The sequence below is a fragment of the Methylocaldum marinum genome, from assembly GCF_003584645.1.
In the GTDB taxonomy this organism is placed as follows: Bacteria; Pseudomonadota; Gammaproteobacteria; order Methylococcales; family Methylococcaceae; genus Methylocaldum; species Methylocaldum marinum.
The window spans coordinates 4,763,523-4,786,581 of sequence record NZ_AP017928.1; the positions used below are offsets into that span (position 1 = coordinate 4,763,523).

The 23,059-nt window shown below is 58.5% G+C and carries 21 protein-coding genes and 1 pseudogene; 19 read left to right on the forward strand and 3 right to left on the reverse strand.

The window, feature by feature from the left end; translation table 11 throughout:
• Positions 1 to 702: 702 nt before the first annotated feature.
• The 4 genes from sS8_RS21305 (at position 703) to sS8_RS21320 (ending at position 2,910) form a co-directional block, all read left to right on the forward strand.
• On the forward strand, positions 703 to 993 hold the full coding sequence (locus sS8_RS21305; protein ID WP_145986637.1) for a hypothetical protein: 291 nt from the start codon (positions 703 to 705) through the stop codon (positions 991 to 993).
• A gap of 335 nt (positions 994 to 1,328) precedes the next feature.
• Positions 1,329 to 1,610 carry a hypothetical protein gene (locus tag sS8_RS21310; protein ID WP_145986638.1) on the forward strand — a complete coding sequence of 94 codons (282 nt, stop codon included), beginning with the start codon at positions 1,329 to 1,331 and terminating at the stop codon, positions 1,608 to 1,610.
• A 188-nt stretch (positions 1,611 to 1,798) separates the two neighbouring features.
• Complete coding sequence (locus sS8_RS21315) at positions 1,799 to 2,161, forward strand: hypothetical protein (RefSeq protein WP_119631527.1); 363 nt, start codon at positions 1,799 to 1,801, stop codon at positions 2,159 to 2,161.
• Positions 2,162 to 2,205: 44 nt separating this feature from the next.
• Complete coding sequence (locus sS8_RS21320) at positions 2,206 to 2,910, forward strand: C39 family peptidase (protein WP_119631528.1); 705 nt, start codon at positions 2,206 to 2,208, stop codon at positions 2,908 to 2,910.
• Positions 2,911 to 2,965: 55 nt separating this feature from the next.
• Here sS8_RS21320 and sS8_RS21325 read toward each other — a convergent pair whose 3' ends face one another.
• Positions 2,966 to 3,460, reverse strand: a complete 495-nt coding sequence (locus tag sS8_RS21325; protein WP_119631529.1) for a SixA phosphatase family protein — start codon at positions 3,458 to 3,460, stop codon at positions 2,966 to 2,968.
• Between the two features lie 657 nt (positions 3,461 to 4,117).
• Here sS8_RS21325 and sS8_RS21330 point away from each other — a divergent pair.
• The 6 genes from sS8_RS21330 (at position 4,118) to sS8_RS21355 (ending at position 10,918) form a co-directional block, all read left to right on the forward strand.
• Positions 4,118 to 5,716, forward strand: coding sequence for a glucan biosynthesis protein (locus sS8_RS21330; protein WP_232020382.1), 1,599 nt, complete (start codon positions 4,118 to 4,120; stop codon positions 5,714 to 5,716).
• Positions 5,713 to 6,213 carry a hypothetical protein gene (locus tag sS8_RS21335; protein WP_119631530.1) on the forward strand — a complete coding sequence of 167 codons (501 nt, stop codon included), beginning with the start codon at positions 5,713 to 5,715 and terminating at the stop codon, positions 6,211 to 6,213. The genes sS8_RS21330 and sS8_RS21335 overlap by 4 nt, the downstream gene beginning before the upstream one ends.
• A 13-nt stretch (positions 6,214 to 6,226) precedes the next feature.
• On the forward strand, positions 6,227 to 8,287 hold the full coding sequence (gene mdoH, locus sS8_RS21340) for a glucans biosynthesis glucosyltransferase MdoH (RefSeq protein ID WP_119631531.1): 2,061 nt from the start codon (positions 6,227 to 6,229) through the stop codon (positions 8,285 to 8,287).
• 13 nt (positions 8,288 to 8,300) lie between these two features.
• A complete protein-coding gene (locus sS8_RS21345) occupies positions 8,301 to 8,936 on the forward strand; it encodes a uracil-DNA glycosylase family protein (RefSeq protein WP_408631154.1) in 636 nt (211 codons plus the stop codon).
• Between the two features lie 275 nt (positions 8,937 to 9,211).
• Positions 9,212 to 10,576 carry a nucleotide 5'-monophosphate nucleosidase PpnN gene (ppnN, locus tag sS8_RS21350; RefSeq protein WP_119631532.1) on the forward strand — a complete coding sequence of 455 codons (1,365 nt, stop codon included), beginning with the start codon at positions 9,212 to 9,214 and terminating at the stop codon, positions 10,574 to 10,576.
• A 39-nt stretch (positions 10,577 to 10,615) separates the two neighbouring features.
• Positions 10,616 to 10,918 carry an antibiotic biosynthesis monooxygenase family protein gene (locus tag sS8_RS21355; RefSeq protein ID WP_119631533.1) on the forward strand — a complete coding sequence of 101 codons (303 nt, stop codon included), beginning with the start codon at positions 10,616 to 10,618 and terminating at the stop codon, positions 10,916 to 10,918.
• Between the two features lie 144 nt (positions 10,919 to 11,062).
• On the opposite strand, the gene sS8_RS21360 is transcribed toward sS8_RS21355, so the two are convergent.
• Together sS8_RS21360 and argS are read right to left on the reverse strand one after the other, a co-directional pair.
• Positions 11,063 to 11,716 (reverse strand): SPOR domain-containing protein, encoded by a 654-nt coding sequence (locus sS8_RS21360; protein WP_119631534.1) that lies wholly within the window; start codon positions 11,714 to 11,716, stop codon positions 11,063 to 11,065.
• Between the two features lie 4 nt (positions 11,717 to 11,720).
• Positions 11,721 to 13,481: an arginine--tRNA ligase gene (gene argS, locus sS8_RS21365; RefSeq protein WP_119631535.1), complete on the reverse strand. Its 1,761-nt coding sequence runs from the start codon at positions 13,479 to 13,481 to the stop codon at positions 11,721 to 11,723.
• A 246-nt stretch (positions 13,482 to 13,727) separates the two neighbouring features.
• Between argS and ndhC the strand changes: the two genes are divergently transcribed.
• The 9 genes and pseudogenes from ndhC (at position 13,728) to nuoH (ending at position 23,031) form a co-directional block, all read left to right on the forward strand.
• A complete protein-coding gene (gene ndhC / locus sS8_RS21375) occupies positions 13,728 to 14,141 on the forward strand; it encodes an NADH-quinone oxidoreductase subunit A (protein ID WP_119631537.1) in 414 nt (137 codons plus the stop codon).
• 11 nt (positions 14,142 to 14,152) lie between these two features.
• A complete protein-coding gene (locus sS8_RS21380; RefSeq protein WP_119631538.1) occupies positions 14,153 to 14,791 on the forward strand; it encodes an NADH-quinone oxidoreductase subunit B in 639 nt (212 codons plus the stop codon).
• A gap of 10 nt (positions 14,792 to 14,801) precedes the next feature.
• Positions 14,802 to 16,592, forward strand: a complete 1,791-nt coding sequence (nuoC, locus tag sS8_RS21385) for an NADH-quinone oxidoreductase subunit C/D (protein ID WP_119632936.1) — start codon at positions 14,802 to 14,804, stop codon at positions 16,590 to 16,592.
• A gap of 201 nt (positions 16,593 to 16,793) precedes the next feature.
• Positions 16,794 to 17,348, forward strand: a pseudogene (locus sS8_RS30185) (Tse2 family ADP-ribosyltransferase toxin).
• Positions 17,348 to 17,572 (forward strand): hypothetical protein, encoded by a 225-nt coding sequence (locus tag sS8_RS21395; protein ID WP_119631539.1) that lies wholly within the window; start codon positions 17,348 to 17,350, stop codon positions 17,570 to 17,572. The pseudogene sS8_RS30185 and the gene sS8_RS21395 overlap by 1 nt, the downstream one beginning before the upstream one ends.
• Before the next feature lie 67 nt (positions 17,573 to 17,639).
• Positions 17,640 to 18,137, forward strand: coding sequence for an NADH-quinone oxidoreductase subunit NuoE (gene nuoE, locus sS8_RS21400; protein ID WP_119631540.1), 498 nt, complete (start codon positions 17,640 to 17,642; stop codon positions 18,135 to 18,137).
• Positions 18,122 to 19,396, forward strand: coding sequence for an NADH-quinone oxidoreductase subunit NuoF (nuoF, locus tag sS8_RS21405; protein ID WP_119631541.1), 1,275 nt, complete (start codon positions 18,122 to 18,124; stop codon positions 19,394 to 19,396). Before nuoE ends, nuoF begins: the two co-directional genes overlap by 16 nt.
• Before the next feature lie 15 nt (positions 19,397 to 19,411).
• The gene (nuoG, locus tag sS8_RS21410; RefSeq protein WP_119631542.1) at positions 19,412 to 22,090 is read left to right on the forward strand and encodes an NADH-quinone oxidoreductase subunit NuoG; all 2,679 of its coding nucleotides are present in this window, start codon (positions 19,412 to 19,414) and stop codon (positions 22,088 to 22,090) included.
• Positions 22,087 to 23,031 carry an NADH-quinone oxidoreductase subunit NuoH gene (nuoH, locus tag sS8_RS21415; protein ID WP_119631543.1) on the forward strand — a complete coding sequence of 315 codons (945 nt, stop codon included), beginning with the start codon at positions 22,087 to 22,089 and terminating at the stop codon, positions 23,029 to 23,031. The genes nuoG and nuoH overlap by 4 nt, the downstream gene beginning before the upstream one ends.
• The last annotated feature ends 28 nt before the right edge of the window (positions 23,032 to 23,059 follow it).

A 23,059-nucleotide genomic window follows, 5' to 3' on the forward strand; every position in this document is an offset into this window, starting at 1 on the left:
AGACAATCTGTTTTATACCAATAATGGATGCCCGAAGCAGAAGTCTAACAAATTTGTAAATACGGATTAGAGGCGCCGGCCTCACACCGTGATGCGCCGGTCCGATCGATCGTTTCCGACTAGCCTTGAAATCTCAGAAAAGTAACATCCAAGAGATAACAGAATCCTCTTTTGTTTATACCTGAATGATCTTGATCGAAATGCTCGATATTACCGATCGATTGGTACTATCGAATAAAACCGATATCCATGGCGATTAGATCGGAGGCGATGATATTTCTTAACACACAATGGATATTTCGGGAAAGAGATGTTTCGTCTTGCTCACTCGGTTTACAACGGAGATAAATGTGGCCGGTCCATACCTCGGATTGCCCGCGCCGGCTACGATTTTCAAAAACGTACATTTTCGGGTTCCACATTCGCCTATAGGGGGTATCCAATCCCGGTTATTCTGCTGAGGGTGGCATGGTGTCAGCATCGTGGCAATAAAAAAGTCCTTCAAAAACAATCCCCGAATGACTGAGGCCCGGCGTCCGGCTCGAAAGTGGCACGAGCTCTGCAATAGGGTAAGTGGTCGCAAGGATGCGGCCCGATCAAAATGGAGTTTGAGAAACGTGAGCTTGCTTCGTGCCGTTCGGACAATACGGCGCGACGCTAAGGGAAGAGTTGATTCAGCAAGACCTAGAAAGGAGTTCGATTATGAAATCGTATGCATTGGCTGCTGTGTTGTCGTCGCTTATGGTTGCCGGTCCCGCGTTGGCCGACAATGATTTTCGTGCGTTGGGGCAGGTGTCCAGCCTGAAGCCGATGACCGAAAGCCAGCTCGCGGCCGTCGAAGGCGGGCAGTCATGCTCGGGCGTTCTGGCCCTCGCCAACACGTGTCTTAATGTGGCTGTGCCCACGATAGCGGCATACAACGTGAGCTTGCTCGGGTTGCTGGGAACAACAGGCCAGACCGTATGGCAATCCACTTACCAGAGCATTCAATAACGACAGGCTCGGTGCCCCGATGGAACCCTGATTAGGGCCGAAAAAAGGGGGGCGTTCGGTCGCCCCCCGTCTTCTCAGGACAGCCCTACGAGCCGGATCGGCCGTGAGCATGCGTACGATCGGGTGGTCGGACCGAAAATGGCGCTCGGCGTTCGATGCGAGCGAAAAAGGTAAGTTGCTTCGTTCCGTAGAGAGGCTGCTGTAGGCCGCCGGTCCGCATCCGATCGTAACCGGGCCGTGGCGGAGTCTGCGATACCCGGCCTATCTCGAGGTGAACTTGCTGGGGCACGATGTCGTCGAAGAAGAGTCATTCATGTAAGAGAAGGAGTTCGATCATGAAATCATTCGCGTTGGCTGCAGTACTGTCGTCGCTTATGGTTGCCGGTCCCGCGTTGGCCGACAACGATTTTCGTGCATTGGGACAGGTGTCCAGCCTAAAACCCATGAGCGAAGCTCAACTCGAAGCGGTCGAAGGTGGTCAAGCGTGTTCCGGGTTTTTCAGCATTGGAAACGCATGTCTCAATGTGGCTCTCCCCACGATAACCGCTGTTAATCTGGGCGTGCTGGGATCCGCTGTCCAGGGTGTCGTACAGGTTACGGAGCAGAGCATCCACTAACGGCAGACCCAGGTGCCCGATGAGATCGGAATCCTGATTAAAGCCGGATCACGGGCGGGGGGGCGTTCAGTCGCTTCCCCGCTTTTTCGATGACACGCTTGCAGGACAGGAAAGAGCGGCAAGCATCCAGTCGATAGTCTGCAGTGCTTCCATAGGACACGATCGTCTTGAAAATCATGGAGAGGCCTATGAAAACCACGTTTACACGCGGTGGCTTGACATTGTTTGCGCTGTTGTCCACGGCCCTGGCCCATGCCGAATCCGATTTTTATGCGATGGATGCCTTGTTCCATCAAGGAGTCGTTGCCAGCACCGATCGCCTGGGCGATATCGCCCTCGACCGGATCGAGGGCGGACTTGATACCGGCGATATGGAGGCTTTGACCCAGGTTTACCTGGTACAAGCCGCTGCCCTTCAAACCGCTGCGAACACGACAGCGGCCAACGGCAGCATCAGTCAGAATCAGTTGGACAGCACGATGTCGCTGACTCAGGTTTGTGAATCGACGTGTATGCAAAGCGCGAGAGTGACGACTCTTTCCCACAATTAATGATATAAAAAGCATCCAAAGCTATTTGGAAAAAGGGAAAGGGAATGAAAAACAAGAGTGGCCGGATTCTGTTGGGAGCGATGCTGTGCACTTTGATGGCACACGCGGTTGTGGCCGAGCCGATTTCGGCGCCGGCGGTAACGCGGCACACCCTAGTCGAACTCCGGGATCGCGCAGTCGTCAAACAAAAGCTCGATTACTCCTGCGGCGCCGCGGCGCTGGCGACTCTCCTGCGGTACTACTATGGCGAGGATACTTCCGAGCAGGAGATCCTGAACCGCCTGACTTCGATTTTGGCGAATTTGACCCAGGAGCAGTGGGCCCATAAAAAGCGAATCGGATTTTCGCTGCTCGATCTGAAAAAAGTGGCCGAGCAAAAAGGCTACCGGGCGGCGGGATTCGAGTTGACGATCGATCAGTTAAAACTTTTGGCGGCGCCCGTTCTGATTTATGTACACCCGTTCGGCTATCACCACTTCGCCGTCCTTCGAGGCATTGCCGGAGACCGGGTCTATCTTGCCGATCCCGGGCGCGGTAATCTGCGCATGAGTCTGTCGCGTTTTCAGGACGAATACGGCGGCGTCATTTTCGTTCTCGGAAGACCGGGGGAGGAGAGCCTGGTGTCTTATCCGCTCGCGCTCGGACGACGTACCGACTATCCGGAAGTGCGGCTACGGGATTTTGCCGAGCGCGGCGATGTCGTGGCCGGTTCGGTGACCAATCTGACGGTCCGGATCCGTCCGCAATAGTCGGATCATCCGCCTCGGCTCGGGTTCTTGGAGCTCATCTGCGGACGGCGGGGAGTTACGGGTGTTGTTTGGGAAACTCTAAAAACACCAGTCGGCCGCTGCCTTCCATGACATAAGCCCAGGCATCGACCGCGAACTCGATCGCTGCGACGCCGCAGGTGGGGAGTTGGCCTACACCTTCGCCGGTGAGCCGAGCGACCAATTCGCTGAGGTGAGGGTTATGGCCGATCAGGTAAGCCCGATGATGCACATCATCAAGTGACCGAATCAATTCGAATAAACGCGAAGCCTCCTGCAGATAAACGGAGTCGTACATGGCGATTCGGTTGCTGTCATAACCTACGGCTTCCGCAATCCGTTCAGCGGTCTCGGCGGCTCGTCTCGCCGGGCTGCTTACGATCACATCCGGTTCGACTCCTCGCGCTTTCAGTACACCTCCCATGAGCAGCGCGTCGCGTTTGCCTCGGTCGTTCAAGGGGCGGTCTATGTCGCCTAGAGACGTCGTTGCCGGCTCCGCTTTTGCATGGCGGATGATGATTAGGTTTTTCATAACGGGACCGCTCGCAATTTTTGACAAACTCGAGCGCGACATTTTCAGGAATCGATGTTGTTTTCACAAGGAGCGGAAAGCCGCCGTGCTATCCGCGGAAAGGCCTGCATAGCGCATCGATGCGAAGATTTTCCGGCGGGTTATACTATGGTTCAGCCTAGAAACATAAGTTGACCGCTGAGATGAACTAGAAAGGCCCGATGAATCCCGATTTTCCTTTGGTCTCCGGAACTCACCGGCTGGCTGAAGCCAGGTACCCGATGGTACCGTGGCCGTGCGATCCGGCGACGATGCTCAAAATTGCTTTACCAGTTTCCCCGTCCGTCTGCCGTTTCTAGGCTTAACAGCGTGTTATCTTCCTCTTCTGTGATCCCAACAAGATCGGCTGAGTCGTGTTTGAAGCAGTTCGTTCTTCTTGCTGCACGCCGGTTCCGCAAGCGAGCCGTGGTTCGCGGTCACGAGGCTGACTCATATAAGGCAGTCACGGCGTGCTCGCCATGTAGTAATGCCTTGACAATACTGTGGGTTTTGCTATTTAGGGATAATTTGCCCGGGATTCGGTGTTCGGATCGGAAAGAGAATTGCATGTAAATATCCGGATCGAGCGTGGTCCTTAGCACGAAATTTGATTATTGAGTCTCCGAGGAAAAATACACTGTGAGCTTTCGAAGCAGGTTCGTCGTCCTTTTGTCTTTGTTATATTTGCATGCTGTTCCGGCCGAGCCTGCCAAGCCGGCGCCCGCACCCTCACCTCCGCCGGCCGAGGTTCCGGCACACAAGCCGCCCGATGCGCCTCCTGCCGAAAAGCCGCCGGTCAAGCCGTTCGAGTTCGCGGACGTCGAGCAGAAGGCCAAGGAATTGGCACGCAAGCCCTATTCCCGCGATGAATCCGGGATGCCAGAGTTCCTGACCAATCTGGACTACGATCAATATCGCGATATTCGGTATAAACCCGAAAAGGCCCTCTGGCGCGACGAGAATTTACCCTTTCAGATCCAGGCTTTCCATCGCGGTTTCATGTTCAAGGACCGCGTGATCATCAATATCGTCGACCACGGGAGCTCGACGCGGCTCGCCTACTCCCCGGAACTGTTCGACTTCGGCAAGAATCAGTTTCCGAACCCGCTTCCCGCGGATCTCGGATTCGCCGGCCTGCGGTTCCATCATCCCTTGCGAAAGGACGACATCTTCGACGAGATGGCCGTTTTCCTGGGCGCCAGTTATTTCCGGGCGGTTGGGCTAGGGCAGCAGTACGGCTTGTCCGCACGCGGGCTGGCTATCGATACCGGTTTGCCGAAGGCGGAGGAGTTCCCGATCTTCAAGGAGTTCTGGATCGAAAAGCCGGCCAAGGACGCGAGCTCGCTCACGATATACGCTTTGATGGACAGTCAGAGGGTAAGCGGTGCGTATCGTTTCGTCGTGCGTCCCGGCCTGGATCTGACCATGGACGTGACCAGCCATCTCTATTTTCGCCAGGAGATAGAACGGGTCGGAATCGCGCCGTTGACCAGCATGTTCTTTCACGGCGAGAACACCGATCGGTTCATCGATGATTTCCGCCCGGAGGTACACGATTCCGACGGCTTGCTGATCGGAAGAAGCTCTGGCGAATGGGTGTGGCGTCCCTTGAACAATCCGCGCCAGCTTCGCATCAGCGTCTTCAGAGACGAAAAGCCCGTGGGTTTCGGCTTGATGCAGAGGGATCGAAATTTCGACCATTACCAGGATCTGGAATCCAGTTACAACCGGCGGCCGAGCGCCTGGATCGAAGTTTTGGGGGAATGGGGGCCGGGTGCGGTTTATTTGATTGAAATCCCGAGCGACGCGGAGAAATACGATAACATCGTCTCCTTTTGGGTGCCCGACCAACCGACCGGAGAAGGCAAGGAATACACCTACAGCTATCGCCTGCATTTCGAATTGGACGAATTTACCGCTCCCGGCGGCGGCAAGGTCGCCGCCACGCGCGTGGGTGCGGCGATTCCGGACAACACCCATCGCAAATTCGTCGTCGAATTCTCGAGCCCGACACTCAAGCTGCTTAGCGAAAAGGCCGTAGTGGAAGCCGAAGTGAGCGCTTCGGCCGGTAAGATTACCAATACCGTGGTTCAGAAAAACGGCGAAAATGATCGGTGGCGTTTGACCTTTGATTTGGAGCCCGAAAAGGATAAGGACCCCGTCGAGTTGCGAGCGATGTTGAAATCCGGAAAGGATGCACTCACCGAGACATGGGTTTATCAGTGGAATCGTCAATGAGTCAACTACGAATTTTGGAAAAGATGTCAACGACCGGCGATGCGGACTCCGCTCTCCAGGTGTGGCCTCCCGGGATCAAGGAGAGGGTCCTGGACTATTTGCGGAGTCTCGGACTGTCCCGGCAGGATCTTGTCGAGGGTTTGGCCGAGGACTGCCTAAACCGGGCCCGGCGCCGGGTCGGGCGCGGAGCCTCCGAGGAATTGCTGAAGCGTGCGATAGAAGAGGCTCAGCGCCGTTTCGACCATGCTCTGGCGCGCGCCATGCGCTTGTCTCCGTCCAGGGATCCCCATCCGGTGGCAGCGGCGCGCGCAGCCTTGCTTCTGACCGGTTGTCCATCGGCCAGCGATGCCTTGTTCGGAAATCCGGATTCGCCGTCCGATGCGGCTGAAATGCTGAAAGAAATCCTGCCCCGGCCTACACCTCCCGAGGAGCCGGTTCCCATGGCCGAGCAGCCGCTCAGATTCTGGCTGTTCAAATCGACCCATCAACGCAGTTAATTCCTTGTCAATTATGTCTTCCCAAGCCAGCGCTCTGCCCGGCTACGTCCGCACATTGAGGCGAACGTTTTTCTTTACCCTGGTTACCCTGACGGCTTTCGCGGCTCTTGCCATGATCACGAGCGCCTTCCTGCAGAACGGCATTACGCCGCAGGAGATTGTGCTGCTCGTACTTTATACCTTGCTCATTCTGTGGATCAGTACTTCGTTTTGGACGGCTACCCTAGGCTTCTGGTGCCTGCTCTGGGGCGGCGACAAGCGCTCCATTTCAAGACTGCCCTCGGGTCCGAGCCCCGAGTCGGACCGTGGGCCCGCGCTTACCGCGCTGGTGATGCCGATTTATAACGAGGACCCGGTACGGGTATTCGCCGGGCTACGAGCGATCTATCAGTCGCTCCGCGAAACCGGGCGTGCCGACGAGTTCGAGTTGTTCATCCTGAGCGACACCCGCGATCCCGATACGTGGATGCAGGAGGAGGTGAACTGGTATCGCATGTGCCGCGACTTCGATGCGCACGGCAAGATCTTTTACCGTAACCGGGAGAAGAACATCGCCCGCAAGAGCGGCAACATCGAAGAGTTTTGCCGGCGCTGGGGAGGCCGATACCGCTACATGGTGGTGCTCGATGCCGACAGCATCATGGCCGGCGAAACGCTGACGAAAATGGTGGACCTGATGGAGGCTCATCCGGGGGTTGCGCTGATTCAGTCGCCGCCGATACCGGTGAACCATAAATCACTGTTCGCACGTATCCTGCAGTTCGCCAGCAGTTTGTACAGCGACATCTTCATTGCCGGCATCAATTTCTGGCAGCTTTCCAGCGGCAATTATTGGGGGCATAACGCCATCATCCGCATGCAGCCCTTCGTACAGCACTGCGGTCTGCCCAAGCTGCCCGGGCGAGAGCCGTTCGGCGGCGAAATTCTGAGCCACGACTTTGTCGAGGCGACTTTATTGCGCGAGGCCGGGTGGGAGGTATGGCTGGTGCCCGATCTCAAGTGCAGCTACGAGGAACTGCCACCCACTCTGATCGATTACGCCAAGCGCGACCGGCGCTGGTGCCAGGGTAATCTGCAGCATTTGCGGATGGTCTTCGCGCGTGGGTTTTCCGGACTCAGCCGCCTATATTTCCTCATGGGCATCATGTCCTATCTATCCTCGCCGCTCTGGCTACTGTTTCTGGTCTTGACCGGTTTCGAAGCGTACGTGCAGAGCCAAACCATGCCGGTTTATTTTTTCGGCGACAACATCTTTCCGGTTTGGCCCGAGTCTTACGCGGTCGAAATGACGACAGTGCTGCTGGTTACCCTGGCCATGCTGTTCCTGCCGAAGATCTGGAGCTTTTTGCTGCTGCTGGCACGTCCCCGCCTGATCAGGCAATATGGCGGCGTGATACGGGCCGCTTTGAGCGTTTTTCTCGAAAGCGCTTTTTCGGTTTTGACGGCGCCGGTGCTCATGCTGTATCAGAGCAAATTCGTGTTTGCCATCTTGCTGCGCCGCAGCGTCGGCTGGCCTCCGCAGAACCGCGGCGATCATCGTTTGAGCCTCAAGGAAGCCACGCTGGCCCACGGCGGGCAGACAATGACCGGATTGGCCGCCGGATGGTTGAGCTACACGTACGTTCCGGACTTTTTCTTGTGGCTGATACCGGTTCTGGCCGGATTAGTGCTTTCTGTACCGATCTCGATTCTTTCCAGCAGCACAAAGGTGGGCTTGCTCGCCCGCAAGCTGGGGATTTTTCTGACCCCGGAAGAGTACAAGCCACCTCGCGTCGTCGAGTTGCTCCATGAAAACCTTGCCCGAGCCGAGCACTCGGACGAGCAGACCGAGGGCGAGCTGAACGTCGCCGACCCCGGAGCCTATTCGCTTCACCTCGCGCTCTTGCCCGATCGTCCGGTCAAGAAGCGGCAGCGCCACCAGTTGCGAGCTCTGGTGTACCAATTGGTGGAAGACGGCCCGGAAACGCTCTCCGCGGCCGAGAAGCGCGCCCTGATTTCCGATCCGGAGACACTTGGGCGGCTGCACACCTTGGCTTGGAGCCGGACCAACACGGATGTCCCTCAGCCGTCCTGAGCCGCGAGTGCCCGTGAACGAACGGCTGCGCTCGCTGGTCCTTCATCAGGAGTCCCTGAAGAGCTGCGCCCGTTGTGCCGGGATGGTCGGTCCGGTGATCGTGGGGACTGCCGTGCTGTCGCCGGTGTTCCTGATCGGCCAGGCACCGGGCGCCAAAGAGGGGCAGCTCGGAAAACCGTTCGCCTGGACGGCGGGGAAAACCCTATTCAAGTGGTTCGCCGAGATCGGCATAAGCGAAGACGATTTTCGCCGCAAGGTCTATATGGCCGCCGTATGCCGCTGTTTTCCCGGCAAAAACCCGAAAGGCGGAGATCGCGTTCCGTCGCCGCAGGAGATCGATCATTGCGCCGATTGGCTGAATGCCGAGCTGAATCTGATTCGGCCCAGGCTCATCATTCCCGTCGGCAAGCTGGCGATCGGCCAGATTCTCCCAGCCGACAAACTGGATCGTGTGATCGGGCTTCGCCACACGCTTTGCCGGGAAAGTTCGGAGACGGACGTGATACCCTTGCCTCACCCTTCCGGAGCTTCGACATGGCATCGCCGGGAGCCCGGTAGAACCCTGCTGGGTCAGGCATTGCGACTGATTCGCGAGCATCCGGCCTGGGGCGAGATCTGTCGCAATGCGAGCCCGGAGGTTTTGATATAGGTCAAAAGTTATGCACAGGGGGTGCAGGGCTGTCGGTATTGTCGCAGTCCCGGTCATGGTTTTTATTGTGCGTTTTAAGGTGTTGATTCGTTATATGTTTTAGCTTGATAACGAACCCGTTGATCCGCGGGAAGAGTCCGGAAATCAGAGTAGAGAAGAGGTTTTAAGATCGTGTTCCACAAACTTATCCACAGATTTTGTGAACAGCTTTTTGTCCGAGGTGTGAGACACAATGGCCAACCATGACCAACGGAAGATCTGACATAGGAATTCCGATGCAAACCATCAACGCCCAGGTAAGGCCGGAAGGCACTCTGGAGGTCTTGTCCAAGCTCGAAGTGGCGAAGTTGCTCGATACCAGTCAGGGCGGCCTGCACGAGCTTTTCCGCCGTTGCTCGCTGGCGGTCCTGAACTGCGGCAGTGCCGTCGATGACAGCAAGGCGGTGCTCGATCAGCACAAGGAATTCGACATACGTGTCCTGCAGCAGCAGCGCGGCATCAAGCTGGAGGTGCTGAACGCCCCGGCGTCGGCGTTCGTCGACGGCGAAATGATCAAAGGCATACGGGAGCACCTGTTTTCGGTGCTCAGGGATATCGTGTTCACGGGGTCGGAGATCGTGTCGAATCCGGCATTCAATCCCGAGGTGTCTGAAGATATCACCAGCGCGGTTTTTCATATTCTCCGCAATGCCGGCAGTCTGATAACGAACGCTTCTCCGAATCTGGTCGTTTGCTGGGGCGGCCATTCGATCAGCCGAGAGGAATACGATTACACCAAGGAAGTGGGTCACGAGTTCGGGCTGCGGGGGCTGAACGTCTGTACCGGATGCGGTCCCGGGGCGATGAAGGGACCGATGAAAGGCGCCACGATCGGTCATGCGAAGCAGCGCGTCTACGATGCCCGCTACGTGGGCGTTTCCGAGCCGGGGATCATCGCCGCCGAGCCTCCCAATCCCATCGTCAACGAGCTGGTCATCATGCCGGACATCGAAAAACGTCTCGAAGCGTTCGTCAGGCTCGGGCACGGCATCGTCGTTTTTCCGGGGGGCGTCGGTACAGCGGAGGAAATTCTTCATCTCCTCGGGATTCTGCTCCATCCCGACAACAAGAATTTACCGTTCCCGGTGATTTTGACCGGTCCCGCGGAGTGTGCCGGCTATTTCGAGCTTATCGACCGCTTTGTGACCTCGACGATAGGCCGCGAGGTACGCCGATGCTATCGGATCATCATCGACGATCCTGCGGGAGTGGCCCGGGAAATGAAAGAAGGCATCAGCCTGGTCCGGGAATTCCGAAAACAGAACGGTGACGCTTATTACTTCAATTGGCTGCTCCGGATCGAACAGCAGTTCCAGATTCCTTTCGTACCCACGCATCAGAACATGGCTTCCCTGGAGTTGCACCGCCAGCAGGAGCCTCACAATCTGGCCGCCAATCTGCGCCGGGCCTTCTCCGGAATCGTGGCCGGAAACGTCAAGGCGGAAGGCATACGAACCATCGAGGAACACGGGCCTTTCGAACTTCGGGGCGATGCCGAAGTGTTAAAACCCCTGGACGAATTGTTGGCGGCTTTCGTGGCGCAAGGCCGCATGAAGCTTCCCGGCGTATGCTATGAGCCGTGCTACCGGCTGGTCGCGTAATTCTTAACCCAAACACTGTTTTGCAGGAGTAAATCCGAAATGTTCATCGCCATGAACCGATTCAAGATCGCGCTGGGCAAGGAAGGCGATTTCGTCACGATCTGGCGGAATCGCGAAACTCATTTGAACGAAGTTCCGGGATTCCGGGAATTCCATCTCCTTCAAGGTCCGAGCAACGAGGAACACACGCTGTTCGCCTCGCATTCGACCTGGGATTCCAAAGAGGCTTTCGAAGCCTGGACCCGTTCGGAGGCCTTTCGAAAAGCGCACGCCAACGCGGGCGGCAGTAAGGGGATCTACCTCGGGCCGCCTCAGTTCGAGGGTTTCGAGGTGATTCTTTAAGCGATCGGTCACGCCGCCATGAGACCTCTCGGCGTCTCAACGGGATAAAGCGGCGGTTGTTTCCTGTGGTGACACGCTGGACCAATCGGCAGTGATGTGCCGAACACGCTTTCTTAATAGTTCGGCACGGTGGAGCGAAGGGAGTTATTTCGCCGTTTTTTGCACGATGCTGTCGACGCCTTTGGTGCGGAGGTAGGCCCTGATTTTGTCGGCATCGGCCAAGGTGGCGTAGGGGCCGATGTTGACACGGTACCAGGCGGAATTGTCGAGTTCGATCATCTCGATCCTGGCCTTGATTTTGATTTTGGCCAGGTTTACCTTCAGCTGTTCGGCATTCCGGCGATTGTCGAAAGATCCGGCCTGGACCAGATAAGGCGCCGAGGCCGGTTGCTTGCCGAGCTTTTCCTCCCGTTTAATCGTTTTGATCTCGCTTTCCGGGATGATGACTTCCTTTTCGGGGAGGATCTTGTAAAAGGTAAATCTGGGCTCCCGTGGCTTGATCGGCCGAGGCTCCCGATCGCCGGCTTTTTTGTTCTCGGTGTCCGGTTTCTGCGCCTGTTCCGGCAGACTCTTTTTTTCACTCCCGGGCGTTGTCCTGAGCGGGGCTTGGGGCGGAGGCGCCGGCATCGCCACGGTGTCGGGTTCCTGCGGACTTTGCGCGCTATCGGGGTCGGAGAAAAGATACACGGCGAGCCCGAGCGTGCCGCCGATTCCGGCCGCAGCCAGGCTCCAGCGTTTTGGAATCTGGAGTCTGCGTTTTCGGTATCCCGGAATGCGGTGCTTGTAATCCTTGGACATGCCTCTACATCGCTTCGGGCGCGGAAACGTCGAGCAGGCCCAGGCCGTTGCCGATCACCTGTCGCACCGCCGCGATCAGGTTGAGGCGGGCATTCCGCAATGCCGCGTCCTCCACCAGGAATTGATGGGCGTTGTAATAGGTGTGGAATTCGTACGCCAGCTCGCGCAGATAATGCACCAGATGGTGCGGTTCGTGCTGAATGGCCGACTGTTCCACAACTTCCGGATAGCGGGTCAGCGTGTTGATCAAGGCCAGTTCGTGCGTTTCCGTCAATAACTCCAGTTGGTCCATGCCGCCGAGAATGTCGCGCTGCCAGCCTTTTTCGTCCAATTGCCGAAATACGCTGCAAATCCGCGCATGAGCGTATTGTACATAGTAGACCGGATTTTCGTTGGTCCTCGATGTGGCCAGCTTCAGATCGAAATCCATGTGCTGGTCGGACTTTCGCATGACATAGAAGAATCGCGCCGCGTCCTTGCCCACTTCGTTGCGAAGCTGGCGGAGTGTCACGAATTCTCCGGAGCGGGTGGACATCTGGACTTTTTCCTCGCCGCGATAGAGCACCGCGAACTGTACCAGCAGTACGTGGAGCCGTTCGGAATCGCCTCCCAGAGCCTGAATGGCGGCTTTGACGCGGGGAATGTAGCCGTGATGATCGGCGCCCCAGATGTTGATGATCTGATCGAAACCGCGCTCCAGCTTGTTCGAATGATAAGCAATGTCGGACGCGAAATAGGTCATCTGGCCGTTTTCCCGGACCACGACCCGGTCCTTTTCGTCTCCCAGGCGGCTGGAGGCGAACCAGGTTGCGCCATCCTTATCGTAGAGATAGCCTCCGTCCTGAAGCTTCAGCAGAGCCCGCTCGATGGCTCCGGTGTCGGAGAGGCTCCGTTCCGAAAACCACTCGTCGTAACGAACCCCGAATTCCTCCAGGTCCTCGCGTATGTCGCCCAGGATGCTGTCGAGGCCGGCATCGAAGACGATACGGTAAGCGTCGGTGCCGAGCAGCGCCTTGGTCCTGGTAACCAGCGCGTCGATATGTATCTCCTTGTCGCCGCCCTGGGGTTCGTCCGGCGGAATGTCCGCCATGACCTCGGCGGCCGGCCGCCGGTATTTCTCTCCGACTTGCTTGTGCAGATCCCAGGCGATCGTGCGCACGTATTCGCCGCGATAGCCATTGCTCGGGAAGCTCAGGACTTCGCCGCATTCTTCCAGGTAACGCAGCCAGACGCTCGCGGCCAGGATGTCCATCTGCCGGCCGGCGTCGTTCACGTAATACTCCCGGTGCACCGTGAACCCGGTGGCGGCCAGCAGGTTCGCCACCACCGCCCCGTAGGCCGCGCCGCGGCCGTGTCCCACATGCAAGGGGCCGGTCGGGTTGGCGGAAACGAACTCCACCTGTACCTTGCGGCCCGCTCCGATGCGGCTCTTGCCGAACTCGTGCCCGGCGTCGTGGATATCCGCGATGATTCGATGTCTGGCCTTCGGATCGATGAAGAAATTGATGAAACCGGGGCCGGCGATCTCGAGCTTGGCGATGACGTCGTCCCGGGGCAGGGCCGACGCGATTTTTTCCGCCAGTTGTCGCGGATTGCATTTGGCGGTCTTGGCCAGGGTCATCGCCAGATTGGTGGCGAAATCGCCGTGCTGCGCATCGCGAGCACGCTCCACCAGAACGGTCGGATTGATATCGGGAGGTAGCCCGCCATGTTCTTTTAATACGGAAACGGCGCTATGTAGCAGATTTTCCAGACGTTTTTTCATGCGGGAAACGGTTTGGACGGGAAAAATGAACGGCTATTATCCTAAAATCGCGGACGTGCTTGCAACGCGAGCGCCTTTCCGTGCCGTGGAAACGGACGCGGCAGTCGGATCGAAATCGTTCCATCCATGCCGAGTGGTTGGTTTGAACTACGTAATTCTACATATAGGCCGGTTCTGGCGGTCCTATTAATCTGCGGAGAAGTTGATCGCCGTGGCAGTCCGCTGCAGCACACCCGGAGGAGTGGCATGAGTGCCGATCTGGTGCAGGCATCGAATCTCTGGCCGTTCATCGCTTATATCGCGGCGATCCTCGTCGTGATTGCGGCGATGTTGGCGATTCCCCATTTTCTCGCCCGGCCCACAGCGGTACGCGCCGCCGGCGAGCCTTTCGAATCCGGCGTCGTGCCGGCGGGCGACATCCATGTACGCCTCACCATACGCTTCTATCCGGTCGCGATCTTTTTCGTCATCTTCGACCTGGAAGCGGTTTTCATCCTTGCGTGGGCCGTCGCTTTCCGCGAGACGGGGTGGCTCGGGTACATCGAAATGTCGATATTCATCGGCGTCTTGCTGGCCGCCCTGATTTATCTCTGGAGAATCGGCGCTCTGGACTGGCGTACCGAACGGCAAAAATTGCAGGATGCCCAATTACGGATTTAAAGGACGTGCCGATGCAGTGGACCCTCACCCGAGCCGATTCCGACCCCGCGCCCCGTCCCGGCGAGCGCGTCAGCGAGGAATCCATGCGCCGCAATTTGCTCATGGCGAAGCTGGAAGACTTGATCGCCTGGGGCCGGGCACATTCGGTCTGGCCTTACAATTTCGGGCTGTCCTGTTGCTACGTCGAAATGGCCACCGTTTTCACTAGCCGTTACGACATCGCCCGCTTCGGTTCCGAGGTGATCAGGGCGAGCCCGCGGCAAGCCGATCTGATGGTGATTTCCGGCACGGTTTTCATGAAGATGGCGCCGGTCATCAAGCGGCTTTACGATCAATTGCTGGAGCCGCGCTGGGTGATTTCCATGGGATCGTGTGCCAACTCGGGCGGGATGTACGATGTTTACAGCGTGGTCCAGGGAGTGGACAAGTTTTTGCCCGTGGACGTGTATGTGCCGGGCTGCCCGCCGCGTCCGGATGCCCTGCTGGAAGGCTTGATTCTGCTGCAGGAATCGATCGGAAAAGAGAAACGGCCCCTGGGCTGGACGGTCGGCGAAGGCGGTGTCCGGAAAGCGCCGATCAAAAGCTTGCGGGATCTCAAGACCCCGGAGCGTAAGCTGGCCACCGAATTGCGCAGTCCGGACCGGGGCTAGGGTGCTGGTGATGGCTTCCACCGCGTCGGCAGACAGTGCGATGAAGGCGGGGAAGCCGAATGCCGGTGCTGCCGTCGGCGAGCTCCGGCGTCGTTTCGGGAATGACGCGTTTACCGTTCAAGCCGTCTTTGACGGCATACCGACCCTCTGGGCGAGTAAGGAGCGTATCGTCGAATGCCTGTCTTTTCTGAAGCGGGAAATCGAGCGGCCTTACCTCATGCTGTTCGATCTGACCGCGGTGGACGAGCGCCTGCGTCAAAACCGGCATGGGCTCCCGGCCAGTGATTTCACGCTGATCTATCATCTCCTGTCTTTCGATCGGAACGAAGATATTCGTCTCAAGGTCGCTTTGCCCGAGGACGGTTTGAGCGTGCCGAGCATTGCCGGACTCTGGCCAAACGCCAACTGGTACGAGCGCGAAGTGTTCGATATGTTCGGGATTCGCTTCGAAGGGCACCCGAACCTCCGCCGCATTCTGATGCCGCCCACCTGGAGAGGTTATCCGCTGCGCAAGGATCATCCGGCGCGCGCCACCGAAATGGGCCGGTTCACGCTGTCCGAGCGAAAGCAGGAGGCGGAGCAGGAGGCCTTGCGCTTCGTGCCGGAAGAATGGGGCATGAAGCGGGAGAAGGACGACGTCGATTTTCTGTTTCTCAATCTCGGCCCCAATCATCCCAGCGTGCATGGCGTGTTCCGCATCGCTCTGCAACTCGACGGCGAGGAAATCGTCGATGCCGTGCCCGACATTGGCTATCACCATCGCGCCGCGGAGAAGATGGGAGAACGCCAGTCCTGGCACACCTACATTCCCTACACCGACCGCGTCGATTACCTCGGCGGCTCGCTGAACAACCTGCCTTACGTTATGGCGCTGGAAGCGATGGCCGGCATCGAGGTGCCGCCCAGGGCGCAGATGATTCGGGTGATGATCTCGGAGTTCTACCGGATCAACAATCACCTCCTGTTTTACGGCACTTTCGCACAGGACGTGGGCCAACTGTCGCCGGTTTTCTACATGTTCGTCGATCGCGAGCGGGTCTTCGAGATCATCGAGGCCATAACCGGCGGGCGCATGCACTCCAGTTTTTTCCGTATCGGCGGCACGGCGATGGACCTGCCCGAGGGCTGGGACAAGAAGGTGCGGGAATTCGTCGATTATTTCCCGAAGCGGCTGACGCATTACGACAAGATGGTCCTGGGCAACAGCATCCTCAAGCGGCGCACCCAGGGCATCGGCGTCTACTCCACCCGGGAGGCGATCGACTGGGGCGCGACCGGGCCGGGGCTGAGGGCGACCGGATTCGCCTGGGACTATCGCAAGGCAAGGCCGTATTCCGGCTATGAGAATTTCGAGTTCGAGATTCCGTCGGGGAAAAACGGGGACTGCTACGACCGGTGCCGGGTTCGGGTCGAAGAAATGCGGCAGAGTCTCCGAATCATCGAGCAATGCCTGAACAACATGCCGTCGGGACCCTACAAGGCGTTTCATCCATTGACGACGCCGCCGCCGAAAGCGCGGACCATGCACGACATCGAAACGCTGATCCAGCACTTTCTGAACGTCAGCTGGGGTCCTGTGATTCCGGCCGGCGAGGGGTCGGCCTGCGTGGAAGGAACCAAGGGGCTCTATCGGTATTACCTGACCAGCGACGGCAGCACGATGTCCTATCGTACCCGCGTCCGTACCGCTTCGTTTCCCCATCTTCAGATGATTCCGCTGATGTCGCGCGGCCTCATGATCGCCGATCTCATCGCGATTCTGGGGAGTATCGATTTCGTGATGTCGGATGTGGATAGGTGAGGGGGATATGTCGTTTCCTAAAAGCTTATTCGCGGAAAGTAAGGTTATTGATTTAGTCGGCGGGTTTGAGATGGTGGCAGCCGGCGCTGCCGGTTATTTTGAATGCGGAGTTCGCCCATGGATACCAGAACCCGAAGAAGCAATCGCGCAGGGATTCCTTCTATAGCCGATGCTAGCTAATGTCAGCTTATGGAGAACATTATGAAAAATTTGAAAGAAATATTGATTAGTGCGGGCGAGATTGATAAATACTTCGATGGAAAAGTTCCAGTTAATCTTTGGCGAGCAAAAAACTTGAACGCAAAGGGGCCTATCTTTGGTATGGTGGAGCAGAAAATTATTCGAAATAATGGCAAAGTTAGACCAGCTGACATAACTATTTATAAAAAAGATGGAGTGGATTGGGTCTCTGTAAAAGACCGTCCTCGCGGGATCAGTACATTCGATAGACCGAATGTTTTTGCGCGAGGAAGGTGGGATTATTACAAAATACCGACTGGAACAGATATACCTAGTGCTTAATTGCACTAATCAGTAAATACAAAAATTTAAGCAAAATCATTTTTTTATGTGAGATTTATGCATCGTTTATTTTTGCAATTAAGCACTAGCGGCTTGGCCATTGTAGAAGATGGATTTAACATCGCCTTGGGTGCAAGGCATTATACGATTGCTCCAGCCTTCGACATGCCTCTCAATCAGTTTAAAAATTTGCTAAACACATTGGCTCAATTGTTGGTAAGAGAGAGTGCGTAATGAATATAAGCAATAATATGGCTCCTGTGGTAATCCAAGCAATTTTGGATGCAATTAAATTTAATCAAGCATTGCTGGAAAGTGAGACATTGAGAGATGTCGAGGATCATGAAGAGTATCTTATGAGCCTTGGTATCCTGCTGAGCCACGCTGAAGATGAGTATAAAAAAATAGAAAAGGAAATTGGAATACCACTGTCTCAACTTACTGGTAGAGAAAGCTAACAAAAATCTCCAGCCGACGCTAAAAGCGCGTGGCTGATGTTAGCGTTAGCTTCCTAGGGAAGCCTTCATGAGCGAAGCCCTTGTCTTGAACGAACAGGAAACCGCCGAAATCCTCGCGGCCGCGGGGCATTACCCGAATAAGTCCGCCGCCTCCGTCGAGGCGCTCAAGATCGTGCAGAAACATCGCGGCTGGGTGTCGGATGAAGTGCTGAAATCCGTCGCCGGGCTCTTGGACATGTCGCCGGACGAACTGGATGGGGTGGCGACGTTCTACAACCTGGTCTTTCGACGACCGGTCGGCGAGAACGTCATCCTCTGCTGTGACAGCGTAAGCTGCTGGATGCTGGGGGCTGACCGAATCCGCGAGCGTCTGTCCCAGAGGCTGGGTATCGGCTTGGGCGAAACCACGGCGGACGGACGTTACACGCTGCTGCCGATCGTTTGTCTCGGCGCATGCGATCGCGCGCCGGTGCTGATGGTCGGCGATGAACTGTACGAAGACGTGGATGAATCGAAAATCGACGAATTCTTAAAAAGGTACGGCGAAGCATGGACAAACCGCTGACGCAGAACATCAAGCCCGATCGCTCGCCGGTGACGCTGGACGAATACCGCCGCGCCGGCGGTTACCAGGGTCTGACCAAGGCCGTGACAGAAATGGCGCCCCAGGATGTCATCGCCGCCGTGAAGGATTCGGGATTGCGCGGTCGCGGTGGCGCCGGGTTTCCCACCGGCGTCAAATGGAGCCTGGTGCCGCAGGGCGAATCGGCGGGGCAGAAATACGTGGTGGTGAATGCCGACGAGATGGAGCCCGGCACGTTCAAGGATCGTCTGCTGATGGAAGCCGACCCGCACCAGCTCGTAGAAGGCGTGGCCATCGCGGCTTATGCCGTGCAGGCCGATACGGCGTACATCTTTCTCCGGGGCGAATACCATCTTCCCGCCCGCCGGTTGGAACAGGCCTTGCGGGAGGCCCGCGACGGCGGTTATATCGGCGAGCACGTCCTCGGTTCGGACTTCAAGCTGGAGATTCATCTCCACACCAGCGCCGGGCGTTATATCTGCGGGGAGGAAACCGCGCTTCTGAACTCTCTGGAAGGGAAGCGCGCCATCCCGCGGGCGAAGCCGCCGTTTCCCCAGGTCAGCGGGCTGTGGGGCCGTCCGACCGTGGTCAACAACGTCGAAACCTTCTGCAACGTGCCCCATGTCATTCGCAACGGCGTGGACTGGTACCGGGGCCTGGGTCGCGGCGAGGATACCGGCACCAAGCTGTTCGGCGTGAGCGGCCGGGTCAGAAAACCGGGCTTGTGGGAACTGCCCATGGGCACGCCGATCCGGGTGCTGATCGAGGAGTGCGCCGGCGGCATGCGGGAAGGGGTTGCGCTGCGGGGCTTCCTGCCCGGCGGCGCATCCACGGATTTTCTGCTGCCCGAGCACCTGGATCTGCCCATGGACTATGACGCGATCATGAAAGCCGGCAGCCGGCTCGGAACCGGTACCATGATCGTGCTGGACGATCGGACCTGTCCGGTGCGGCTGGTGCTCAACCTGGAGCGGTTTTTCGCGCGGGAATCCTGCGGCTGGTGCACCCCGTGCCGGGACGGGCTGCCTTGGGTGGTCGCGATACTCGAAGACCTGCTGGCGGGAAAAGGCCGGCCGGAGGACCTGGATCAGCTCGAACAACTGGCGCGGCTGATGGGGCCAGGCAATACCTTCTGTGCGCTCGCGCCCGGTGCCGCGGAACCTTTGCAGAGCGCTCTAAAATTTTTCCGGGCCGATTTCGAACGCTATTTGAAACCGGCATCGAGCGCGAGGGTGGCCTGACACAGGGTGCGAACCATGGCGAAGATCACCGTAGACGGCCAGACCCACGACGTAAAAGCAGGCGAGAACCTGCTCAAGACCTGCTTGTCCTTGGGGCTGGATCTGCCTTATTTCTGCTGGCACCCGGCCCTCGGGTCCGTGGGCGCCTGCCGGCAATGCGCGGTGGTACAGTACAAGGACGAGAGCGACACCCGGGGGCGGCTGGTCATGGCCTGCATGACTCCGGTGGCCGAGGGTCTCCGGGTTTCGCTGGAAGCGCCCGAGGCACGCGAATTCCGCGCCGGCGTCATCGAATGCCTGATGACCAATCATCCTCACGATTGCCCGGTGTGCGAGGAAGGCGGCGAGTGCCATCTACAGGACATGACGGTGATGACCGGGCATACTTTTCGCCGCTACCGGGGCTTGAAACGCACTCACCGAAATCAATACCTGGGGCCGTTCATCAATCATGAGATGAACCGCTGCATCGCCTGTTACCGCTGCGTCCGCCTTTACCGGGATTATGCCGGAGGCAAGGACCTGGATGTGTTCGCCTCCCGCAACCGGGTTTATTTCGGGCGCTTCGAGGACGGCGTCCTGGAAAACGAGTTCAGCGGCAACCTGGTCGAGGTTTGTCCTACCGGCGTTTTCACCGACCGCCCCTTCAGCCGGCATTACGTCCGGAAATGGGATTTACAGCACGCGCCTTCCGTGTGCGTGCATTGCGGGGTCGGGTGCAACACCAGCCCCGGCGAACGCTACGGAACGCTCAGGCGGATCGTCAACCGCTATCACGGCGAAGTGAACGGTTATTTTCTGTGCGATCGCGGCCGCTTCGGCTACGGATTCGTCAACAGCGAGCGGCGCATCCGCCAACCCCTGCTTCACGGAGACACGATCACCGCGGAAACGGCTCTGGCCCATTTCAGAAGCTTGATTGGCGGCCATATGATCGGAATCGGATCTCCCCGCGCTTCGCTGGAAGCCAATTTTGCCCTGCGGGAACTGGTCGGCGCGGCAAATTTCTATGCCGGCCTTTCGCAAGGCGAGGCCGCGCTGGCGGCGGCCGTTCTGGAGGTGCTGCGGCACTGGCCGGTCCGTGTTCCTTCCTTGCGGGAGGTGGAGCAGGCGGATGCCGTTCTGATCGTCGGCGAGGACGTGGCGAATACCGCTCCGCGCCTGGCGCTCGCGCTGCGCCAGGCGGTGCGGAACCGCGCATTCGAACGCGCCGACCGGCTCAAGATCCCGCGCTGGCAGGATGCGGCCGTGAGAGAGGCGGCTCAAGACGAAAAGAGCCCGCTGTTCGTCCTGGCGTCGGGCGCCACCCGCCTGGACGATATTGCCGAGTCAGTGTTGCCTGGGACGCCGGAAGACATCGCGCGGCTGGGTATGGCGGTCGCCCGCCGGATCGATCCGAACGCACCGGCGGTGCCCGATCTCTCGGAAGCGGACGCGCATCTCGCGGAATGCATCGCCGGCACTCTCGGCTCCGCGGCGCGTCCTTTAATCGTATCGGGCACCGGCTGCGGAAGTCTCGCCGTGGTCCGGGCGGCCGCCAATATCGCCCATGCCCTGGCAAACCGGCGCGGGGGCAGCGCAAGCGATTTGTGCTATGTGGTGCCGGAATGCAACACGCTGGGGCTGGCGATGATGGACGGCCGCAGCGTCATGGATGCATTCGCCGCGGCGAAAGCCGGCGACTTGGACACCGTGATCGTGCTGGAAAACGATCTCTACCGCCGGACAGACGGCGGGGCCGTGGACAGCTTTTTCAACGGCACCCGGCATGTGGTCGTGATCGACCATATCCGCCACGGCACCGCGGCCAAGGCCCAACTTTTGCTTCCGGGCAGCACCTTTGCCGAAACCGAGGGGACCCTGGTCAGTCTGGAGGGGCGGGCGCAGCGGTTTTATTCGGTCATGCCGGGCGGCGGCGAAATTTGCGACAGTTGGCGCTGGCTATCGGATGCCGCGGGCGCCCGCTGGTTGTCCGTCGATGGGCTCACCGCGGTCTGTGCCGCGTCACTGTCGGGATTCGGCCCGATTCGGGACGCCGCCCCGCCGGCGGGCTTTCGCATCGAAGGCGAGAAAATTCCGCGTCAGCCGCACCGTTATAGCGGACGGACCGCCATGAACGCGCACCGCGACATTCACGAGCCCAGGCCGCCGGACGATCCGGATTCGGCGCTGGCGTTTTCCATGGAAGGCGCGAATGTGGACGTGCCGCCGGCCCTGTTGCCTTTCGCCTGGGCGCCGCGCTGGAATTCCCATCAGCAGGCCGTCAACAAGTTCCAGGACGAGGTGGGTGGCTCCTTGCGCAGCGGCGATCCGGGCGTGAGATTGTTCGAAACTCCGGAAACGCCGGAGCCCCGCTGGTTCGACGAAGTGCCCTCTCCGTCGCGCGACCGGACCCGCTGGCGCGCCATACCGCTGTATCACGTTTTCGGCAGCGAGGAACTGAGCGCGCTGTCTCCGTCCTTGACCGAGCGGGTGCCGGCGGCTTACGCCGCGCTGCATCCGGACGATGCGAACAAGCTGGGTGTCGCCGAAACCTTGGCGGTGCGCTTGAACGAACGCCTGGTGCGCTTGCCGCTGAGGCTGGAAGCGTCGCTGCCCAGGGGCGCCGTCGGCATCTCCGTGAGTCTTCCCGGCCTCTACCGCAGCGATTTTCCGGCGTGGGTCGCCATCGAAACCGAAGGAGACCGGCCATGAGCCTGGGGTCGCCGTTGGATATCGTCGGCATACTCTCGGCGCTGATCGGGGTGGCGGCGCTCTTGATCTGGGTGGAACGCCGGCTGCTCGCCATCTGGCAGGACCGCCTGGGTCCCAATCGCGTGGGACCGCTGGGTTTGTTCCAGGTGGTCGCCGATATGCTCAAGATTCTGAGCAAGGAAGACTGGATCCCGCCCTTCGCCGACAAGCCGGTATTCGTGCTCGCTCCGGTCCTGATCATGGCCAGCATGCTCGCCGCTTTCGCGGTGATTCCCGTTGCGCCGGACATCGGGATCATCGATTTCGACTTCGACCTGCTTTATGTGCTGGCGGTCCTGGCGCTATCGGTATACGGCGTGGTGCTGGCCGGTTATGCCTCGAACAGCAAATACTCGCTGATCGGTTCCCTGCGGGCAACGGCGCAAGCCGTCAGTTACGAGGTGTTTCTGGCGATGTCCGCCCTGGGGGTCGTCATGTTGGCCGGAACCTTCGATTTGCGTGCGATCGTCGAAGCGCAGCGGGACCGGTGGTTCGTGGTACCTCAGTTTCTGGGATTCGTCCTGTTCTTCATCGGGTTGCTCGCGGAAACCCATCGCACGCCGTTCGATTTGCCGGAAGCGGAAAACGAACTGGTAGCCGGCTACCACACCGAGTATTCCGGCATGAAGTTCGGTATGTTCTTCGTGGGCGAATATATCGGCGTCACCCTCGGGTCGGCCTTGATTGTCACGCTGTTCTTCGGCGGCTGGATGGGACCGGTATTGCCGCCCCTGGCCTGGTTCGTCATCAAGACCGCTTTTTTTATCGTGCTGTTCATCCTGGTGCGCGGCGCTCTGCCGAGGCCGCGCTATGACCAGCTCATGTCGTTCGGCTGGCTAGTGATGCTGCCGCTGGCCTTCCTGAATCTTCTGGTCACGGGGGCCGTCATCCTATGGCAATAGCGCATCCGACGAACCGGGAGCGGACTTC